General features: G+C 57.0%; 6 protein-coding genes. 5 read left to right on the top strand and 1 reads right to left on the bottom strand.

The window, feature by feature from the left end; all coding sequences use genetic code 11:
- Positions 1–87: 87 nt before the first annotated feature.
- Positions 88–2,817 (bottom strand): hypothetical protein, encoded by a 2,730-nt coding sequence (locus H8E27_00105; GenBank protein MBC8324022.1) that lies wholly within the window; start codon positions 2,815–2,817, stop codon positions 88–90.
- Positions 2,818–3,009: 192 nt separating this feature from the next.
- On the opposite strand from H8E27_00105, the gene H8E27_00100 reads away from it, so the two are divergent.
- From H8E27_00100 to H8E27_00080, 5 genes are all read left to right on the top strand, one after another.
- Positions 3,010–3,534, top strand: a complete 525-nt coding sequence (locus H8E27_00100) for a hypothetical protein (protein ID MBC8324021.1) — start codon at positions 3,010–3,012, stop codon at positions 3,532–3,534.
- Between the two features lie 219 nt (positions 3,535–3,753).
- Positions 3,754–4,278 (top strand): hypothetical protein, encoded by a 525-nt coding sequence (locus H8E27_00095; protein MBC8324020.1) that lies wholly within the window; start codon positions 3,754–3,756, stop codon positions 4,276–4,278.
- Positions 4,275–5,270, top strand: coding sequence for an SDR family oxidoreductase (locus H8E27_00090; protein ID MBC8324019.1), 996 nt, complete (start codon positions 4,275–4,277; stop codon positions 5,268–5,270). Before H8E27_00095 ends, H8E27_00090 begins: the two co-directional genes overlap by 4 nt.
- A 10-nt stretch (positions 5,271–5,280) precedes the next feature.
- Positions 5,281–6,612 (top strand): UDP-glucose/GDP-mannose dehydrogenase family protein, encoded by a 1,332-nt coding sequence (locus H8E27_00085; GenBank protein ID MBC8324018.1) that lies wholly within the window; start codon positions 5,281–5,283, stop codon positions 6,610–6,612.
- The gene (locus tag H8E27_00080) at positions 6,609–7,883 is read left to right on the top strand and encodes a nucleotide sugar dehydrogenase (GenBank protein MBC8324017.1); all 1,275 of its coding nucleotides are present in this window, start codon (positions 6,609–6,611) and stop codon (positions 7,881–7,883) included. The genes H8E27_00085 and H8E27_00080 overlap by 4 nt, the downstream gene beginning before the upstream one ends.
- The last annotated feature ends 76 nt before the right edge of the window (positions 7,884–7,959 follow it).

Raw genomic sequence — 7,959 nt, 5'->3', positions numbered from 1 at the left:
CGCGACGCTCTACCAACTGAGCTATGACCCCACGCAGGAAGCCCTTCTGTACCGTTCTGATTGCTGTGCGTCGAGCGCAAAGCGTGGCTAGCGTTTCACGCGGTAGATGCGGCCTTGGGCGCCGGAGATGACGGGCTCAAAAAATTGCGGGTCGTACTGGCCGAGCAGGAACATTTGGATGTAGTTGGATTCGTAATTGGGCGTGCCGAGCAGGTAGGCTCCGCCGTTTTCGTTTGAAAAAATGAGGTGATGGTTGGCGGTTTGGCTGTGGGGATTATCGGCGGGATTGAAGCGTTGGATGGTGACGTGGCCGGGGCGGTCGGGGCGGGGGTTGACGATCTCGATGGATTTGAGCGGGAGTGCGGGGTAGCCGGCGATGATGTTGGCCTGCGGCACGACGTGGGCTTTGCCGGTGTGGTCGTTGAAGGCCAGATCGTATGTAGCATTTTGCAAGGTGAGAGTTTTGAGGTTGCAGTGGAGGCGTTTGCTATCGCGGGTTTCAATGGAGAAGTAGGGTAAAGTAATTTGGCCAAGGTTGGCGGGTGTGAGCGGGGGCTTGAACGGAGTTTTTTGGATGTATAAAAACGCTTTCAAATCACAAAAGCCGGTGGCCTCCATAGATTTACCATCGGGGCCTATGTGACCGACGGCGATGACGTTGGATTTTTTCCCCATGGGTTGCCAGGCCGTATACTCAAGGAAGGTGGAGGGGTTAGAGGTGGGTTCGCCGGTTGCAAGATCGCGTTCGCTGAATTGGTGCAGCACGGGGAAGATGGGCATCATTTGCGCGGGCAGGTAGAGGTACACATCGCGAGTGCGACCGGGAACGGGGTAGCCGGGGTGCTTGAGGATTTCCAAAATTTCGTTGGGCGACTGGGTGGGAGAACGGAAGATTTGTTCCACCGCCATCGCGCCGCCTCGGGGTGGGCCGTCTTGGTGAAATACTTCTACGGAGAGGCGCGCTAGATTTGCGGCGAGGGCTTGAGAATTTGAGTTAAAAATTTTGGCGATGATATAGTTGTCGTTGCTTTGATTGTAAGGCGAGGTGAGCACGTTGCGGCCGGAGTACAACCACACGGCGCTGCCGTAATCCCACCAGGTGAGTACGTAGTCGCCGGGCTTGGAAATTTTTCGCAGTTCGGCCAGTTGGGCGACTTCGGGTGCCCGCAATACCGGCGGTCGGCCCCGGGCCAAGAGCAGGTCATGTTCGTAGTTGGGCCGGATCAATCCATAGGCCAAAGGGATGGCGAGCAATCCCGCCCCAAGCCACGCGGCAAACCAACCTTGGTGACGTCTGTAAAATTCATTCAATGGCAGGCTGCCAAGTATTGCCTTGGGTTTGCCGGGGCTGATTCGTCGGGTGAGTTCCACGACGCCGAATGGAATAAAAGTGGCTCCCAGCGCAGCAAGCGGTACGGCGTGGATGGTAAATCGGTGCCCGGCAATATGGGCCAGATAAATGCCAATGCCTAACAGGGGGGCGGCAATCACAAACTCCGGGTATAAAATCATCATCAGTACCAAGCCCAGGAGCGCCAGCACAAACCCCCGGTTGGATCCACTCACGCGCTTAGCTACATTGGCTTCCCTCGGGTTTTCTTTGACCTCAAAAAACGGGGTTTCTTTCACTTCCACGATCGTTTTTTTCACCTGTTGGAATTTCAGATCCGGCAGAGCCGGTTGCGCATTTGGGTTGGCATTGGGTTTGGAGCCGCTCCATTCCTCCAGCTTTGCCTGCACGCCGGGCAAGTATCCAAGGGTTTGTTTCACCACATGCCACGGACCGCCGAGATAGAGCATCAGCAACACAAAGAAAATCGCCGCACCTCGAAGGATGCGATTGATTTTGCTGAGTCCGATTGGCGTATGTTTTCGGAGCCACATTAATCGCATTGCACCGGCTATAAGCAAAAGGCCAATCAGGATTTTCCATGGGGCTTGGAACAGCAGGTTGCCGGGTGTCCAAATACAAAACAAGCCGCCCAACGCCACGAGGAGGACGGCGTCCCAGGTGAATTCAGGATCTGCATCCGGCCCCCAAGGCAACACGTTGCGGTGGTGGAGGGTGCCCAATAATAACAGCAACAATCGATACCCAATGAAACACAAGCTCATGGCGATGACGACCGAGGCGCCTGAGCCGTATGCGAATGGATAAAACATCAACGCCAGCGCACCGGCCAACAGCCACCCCCGCGATTCTTCCCGATGCGCGCGCAGTAATAGATACAACGCCATCGCCGGCCAGGTGACGGCGAACATATCGGTATCAAAATACCCCGGCGTGGTGCGGCTGAAATAGCTGGTGGCCCCCACTGCCAGCAGCCCGGCGCAGAACCCCCACAGCGTGGAGCCATAAAGACGCCCTATTAATATCACCGGCACAACGATGAGTGGCGCGATGAGGATGGGCATCCATGTGGTGAGCATTGGCAGGCTCACGCCCATTTTCACCAGCGCGGCACCCAGCAAGGTGAGCAATCCCTGATGATAAATATCAGCATGCTGCACCAAATGATCGGGCTGGGCGGTGGTGCCTTGTTCGATAACGGAGGCGTAGAAAAAACTATCGTGCGTGGTGAGCAGATAACCGTCTTCCCATTTGTAATCCGCGTGTTCCGGCTTGTCCGCATTGCGCACCCATTCGGCGCGAAGCCAGGCGCCCGCGCCCCACGCGATGAGGATTGCCAGCAGCAACAATGCCCGGCTGCCCCAACGCATTGCAGTACGCGTGGAAGAATCCAGCTCATCGCTGACGGTCAACGAGGGTTCATCGATCGACTCAGGTTCCACAGGGGCGGGCGACGGATTCGCCACTTGCCTCTGTTGTTTTCGTTTGGAACGTCTTGCCATAGCAATCTTCGTGGCATCATGCGCGCGGCGCAGCGCGGCGTCCACTCCCAGCTATTCACCGCGGGCGCAGTGGATAACTTCTGGCTTTGAAGCTTCCCTGCCCCTGCCCCCGCAGCGCATCATTGGGCAGGAGGAAAACCCATTGTGGTTTGGTAAATGGAGCCAGTTGAAACGCATCCCGTCGGGTCCGTCGGACTCCCCCACCCGTGGTACGTAGCCCACACACGGCCGCGTTGTGAGAAAAAACTGGGCGCGTGGTGCGGCCGTGAGGGTTATTCCTGCGAGTTGCCCACCTACGCGAGCGTGCGTAACTATCGCGGCAAAGAGGTGACGTTCCATAAACCACTGTTTCCCGGCTACGTGTTCTTGCGTTTGCCGGTGGAGGGGAAGCGGTTGGTAATGCAAAGTGATTACGTCGCAAACCTGCTGGTGCCACCAGATCAAGATGAGTTTGAAGCACAGCTCGTCGGCATTTTGCAGGCGCTCGAAACGATGGAGGACGTATGGCTTGTGCCCAACATCGGCGTGGGTACGCGCGTACTCATCCAGCGCGGCCCGCTCGCGGGGCTTGAAGCGTGGGTGGAAGACCGTCACGGCCCGGCCACCGCGCTGCTGCGGCTGGATTTTATCGGTCAAGCCGCCGCGGTGAATGTGTCGGTGGAGGATTTAGAATTGGTGTAATGAAGAGCAAAAAGGGAATAAAAACCCCTTGCCAAAGCGGCGTTGATTCACTAATTTTTAGCAGTTCGGTTTGTTCAGTTTAATTTGAACAGATTGAAGATAAACTAATTTTGAGCTGGGTTGAGTTGTGGGTGGCCGTTTTACAGCGGTTTTTTGCGAATTGACCGGCGCGAAGCGTCCCCGCGAGTTGGCTCTCTATTAAGGTCATCTCCCTTCCAAATGGCGATTGCCACACAGGATATTCCAGGAAAAACACTACCTAAGCCGCTGCCTCGCGTGCGGCTGGAGTTGGTGGATGTATTTGGGCGGATGGCGCAGGCGCTGAGTTTCCCGCGTTCGGTGGGTGAAATTTACGGGCTGCTGTATTTGGCGCCGGAACCGATGTCGGCCCCGGAAATTGGCGAGGCGATCTCCATCAGCAAAGGTAGCGTGAGCACCGGCACGCGGCAGCTGCTGGCATTGGGCTTCATTCGCAAAGTGTGGCTGCAGGAGGAGCGGAAGGATTATTTCGAGGCCGTGTTGGAATTAGGCGATATGGTGCGTACGGCGTACGATCAAATTTTTAAAGTCCGCGCTCAAAATGCCGAGCGCCGCCTCACCGACGTCAATGATACATTGGCCGACGAAAAGAGCGAACTCAGTCCCGAAGAATACGCGCTCATCAAAGAACGCCTCGCGCGCCTCACCAAATTGCAAAAGCGCGCCAAGCAATTTTTGCCGTTGCTCGAACGGCTTATCAAGTGACCGCTTACGAAAAACTTCAACGTGCGCTCAAGCGGCGTCCGCGCAAATGGCTCGTCACCGGCGCGGCGGGTTTCATTGGCTCGCACTTGGTCGAAACTCTTTTGCGCCTCAACCAACGCGTGGTGGGCCTCGATAATTTCGCCACCGGCCACGCCCGCAATTTGGATGACGTGCGCGCCAGCGTCACCGCCGCCCAACGGCGTGCCTTTCGTTTTATCGAAGGCGACATCACCAACGCCAAGGATTGCGCGCGCGCGTGTCGCGGCGCGGAATTGGTTTTGCACCAAGCCGCCCTCGGTTCCGTGCCGCGTTCTTTCGCTGATCCGCTCGGCACGCACGCGCCCAACACCACAGGGTTTCTGAATATCCTCCAAGCCGCGCGCAAGGCAAAGGCGCAGCGTGTTGTGTACGCTTCGAGTAGTTCGGTTTATGGTGACGTGAAGTCTTCTCCCAAAGTGGAATCGATCACCGGCACGCTGCTTTCGCCCTATGCCGTGAGCAAAATGGTGGATGAATTATACGCTCAGGTTTTTGGCAGCGGTTACGGGCAGGAATTGGTTGGGCTGCGATACTTCAATGTATTTGGCCCACGCCAAGATCCCGCCGGTGCGTATGCCGCCGTCATCCCGCGTTGGACACAGGAGTTGTTGCGTGGCAAACCCGCCGAAATTTATGGCGACGGAAAAACCAGCCGCGACTTTTGTTTTGTGGCCAACGTTGTGCAGGCTAATCTCCTCGCCGCCACCGCCAAGGCTGCGGCGGGGAATGTGTATAATGTGGCGGTCGGCCGGCGCGCTTCCTTGAATCAATTGCATCAACAGTTGCGCAAACTCACCGGCAGTCAAGCCAAGCCCGTGCACCGCGAGTTTCGCGCGGGTGATGTGCGACATTCGCTCGCGAGCATTCGTGCGGCGAAGCGCGACTTGGGTTACGCGCCGACGCACACATTGGAACAAGGCTTGGCGCTGACGGTTCCGTGGTTCGCAAAATAATTTTTCTCCGATGAAAATCACCGTTTATGGCGCAGGTTACGTTGGTTTAGTCAGCGGCGCTTGCCTTGCGGATGTGGGCAACGAGGTGTTGTGCGTGGACGTGGATGCCGAGCGCGTGGCGGCATTGAATGACGGCGAGATTCCCATTTACGAGCCGGGGCTTGCGGGGGTCATCAAACGCAATCGCGAGAGTGGCCGCTTGCGTTTCACTACCGATGTCGCCGAAGCGGTGACGCACGGGGAATTGCAGTTTGTGGCTGTGGGCACGCCGCCGAAGGCCGATGGCTCGGCGGATTTGAAATACGTGCTTGAGGTTGCGCGCACCATTGGGCAGCAGATGACCGAGCATCGCGTAGTGGTGAATAAATCCACCGTGCCCGTGGGCACTGCCGACCAAGTCAGCGCGGCTATTGCCGGTGAGTTGCAAATGCGCGGCGAGGAGATTGAATTCAGCGTGGCGTCCAATCCGGAATTTCTCAAAGAAGGCGATGCGGTTAGCGATTTTATGAAGCCCGACCGCATCGTGATAGGCACTGCCGATTCGCGCGCGGAAAATTTATTGCGCGAGTTGTACGCGCCCTTCAACCGCAATCACGACCGCGTGTTCGCGATGGACGTGCGCTCCGCCGAGCTCACCAAGTACGCCGCCAACGCGATGCTGGCGACGAAGATTAGTTTTATGAATGAGATGGCCAACATCGCCGAATGCGTCGGCGCGGACATCGAGCACGTGCGTCTCGGCATCGGATCCGATTCGCGCATTGGTTATTCGTTCATATATCCCGGCTGCGGTTATGGCGGCTCGTGTTTCCCCAAGGACGTGCGCGCCGTGGAACAAACCGCCCGGGCCAATGGCTACTCCCCACGCATTCTCCTGGCCGTGGGCGCCGCTAACGAGGCGCAAAAGGAAGTGCTCTTTGCAAAGATCAAAAAACGATTGGGAGAGTTGCGCGGCAAAACCATCGCCGTATGGGGCCTCGCCTTTAAGCCTAATACCGATGACATGCGCGAAGCCTCCAGCCTTGTGCTCATTCGCTCGCTGCTCGCCGCAGGTGCAACCGTGCGCGCTCACGATCCAGAGTCCATGCCCGTGGCCCGGGCGATGTTGGGGGAAAGCGTTGAGTTTTGCGATGAACCTTACGCAGCGTTGGAGGGTGCCGATGCTTTGGCGATTGTCACCGAATGGAAAGCGTTTCGCAGCCCTGACTTTGCGCGCATCAAAAACGCACTCAACGAGCCGGTCATTTTTGATGGCCGCAATCTTTACGATCCGGCCGCGGTGGCAGCCGCCGGATTGGAATATCAAGCCATTGGCCGACCTGTGGCGAACGCAACGAAATGAAAATCGGCATCATCGGATTAGGCTACGTCGGATTACCGTTGGTGATTCAATTCGCCAAATCCGGCGCGCAAGTGTTGGGCATTGATGTTGATGAGGCCAAAGTCAACGCGCTCAACGCTGGCGAAAGTTACATCAAACACATTCCTGCTAATGAGGTGAAAGCCCAACGCGATGCTGGCCAAATTGAAGCTACCACCGATAGCGCACGCGTCAAAGAGCTCGAGGCCGTACTCATTTGCGTCCCCACCCCACTCGATGAAAACCGCGAGCCTGATCTCACTTACGTCCTCAACACCGCCCGCGCCATCGCACCACATTTGCCAAAAGGCATCGTTGTGGTGCTGGAATCCACCACGTACCCCGGCACCACCGAAGACGAATTGCGCCCCATCCTCGAAGCGGGCAGCGGCCTCACAGCCGGTACCGATTTTCATCTCGCCTATTCGCCTGAACGCGAAGACCCCGGCAACCCCGACAGCCAAGTTGCCAAAATCCCTAAAGTCATCGGCGGTTTCACACCCGCGTGCCTCGAAAAAGCCAAAGCCATTTACAGCATCGCCATCGAAACCCTCGTGTCCGTTTCAAGCTGCCGCGCTGCCGAAGCCACCAAGCTTTTGGAAAACATTTTCCGCTGCGTGAACATCGCCTTGGTAAACGAACTAAAAATCATTTACCAAAAAATGGGCATCAACATCTGGGAGGTCATCGAAGCCGCCAAAACCAAGCCCTTCGGCTATATGCCTTTCTACCCCGGCCCCGGCCTCGGCGGTCACTGCATCCCCATCGATCCCTTTTACCTCAGCTGGAAAGCCAAACAACACGGCCTCGAAGCCCGCTTCATCAAACTCGCCGGCGAAGTGAACAGCGCTATGCCGGATTACGTAATTGGCAAATTAGCGACCGCATTGGGCGAACAGGAAAAACAAATCAACGGCAGTCGTGTGCTGATCGTCGGTCTTGCCTACAAGCCCAACGTGGAAGACGACCGCGAATCTCCCAGCTACGTATTGATGGAAAAACTCGAAGCCCAAGGCGCTGTCGTCGATTTCCACGACCCGCACGTCCCCGTCATCCGCCCCAGCCGCGAGTATAGTCACTACGCCGGTCGGCAATCCATCCCGTGGACGGCCGAAGCAATGAGCCCATTTGATGCCGCCCTCATCGCCACCGCCCACGATGCCGTGGATCACGCCCAGCTCGCCGAGTGGATCCCCTGCGTAATCGATACCCGCAACGCACTGCCGACCACCACCCATTCAATTCGCGCCTGATGATTTCTGAAATGATCAACGACAAAAGCATCCTCATCACAGGCGGCACCGGCTCATTCGGCCACGCCTTCGTGCG

This window comes from Limisphaerales bacterium (assembly GCA_014382585.1).
In the GTDB taxonomy this organism is placed as follows: domain Bacteria; phylum Verrucomicrobiota; class Verrucomicrobiia; order Limisphaerales; family UBA1100; genus JACNJL01.
Note: the sequence above shows the minus strand (reverse complement) of the source record. Positions and strands in the feature narration are given on the sequence as shown.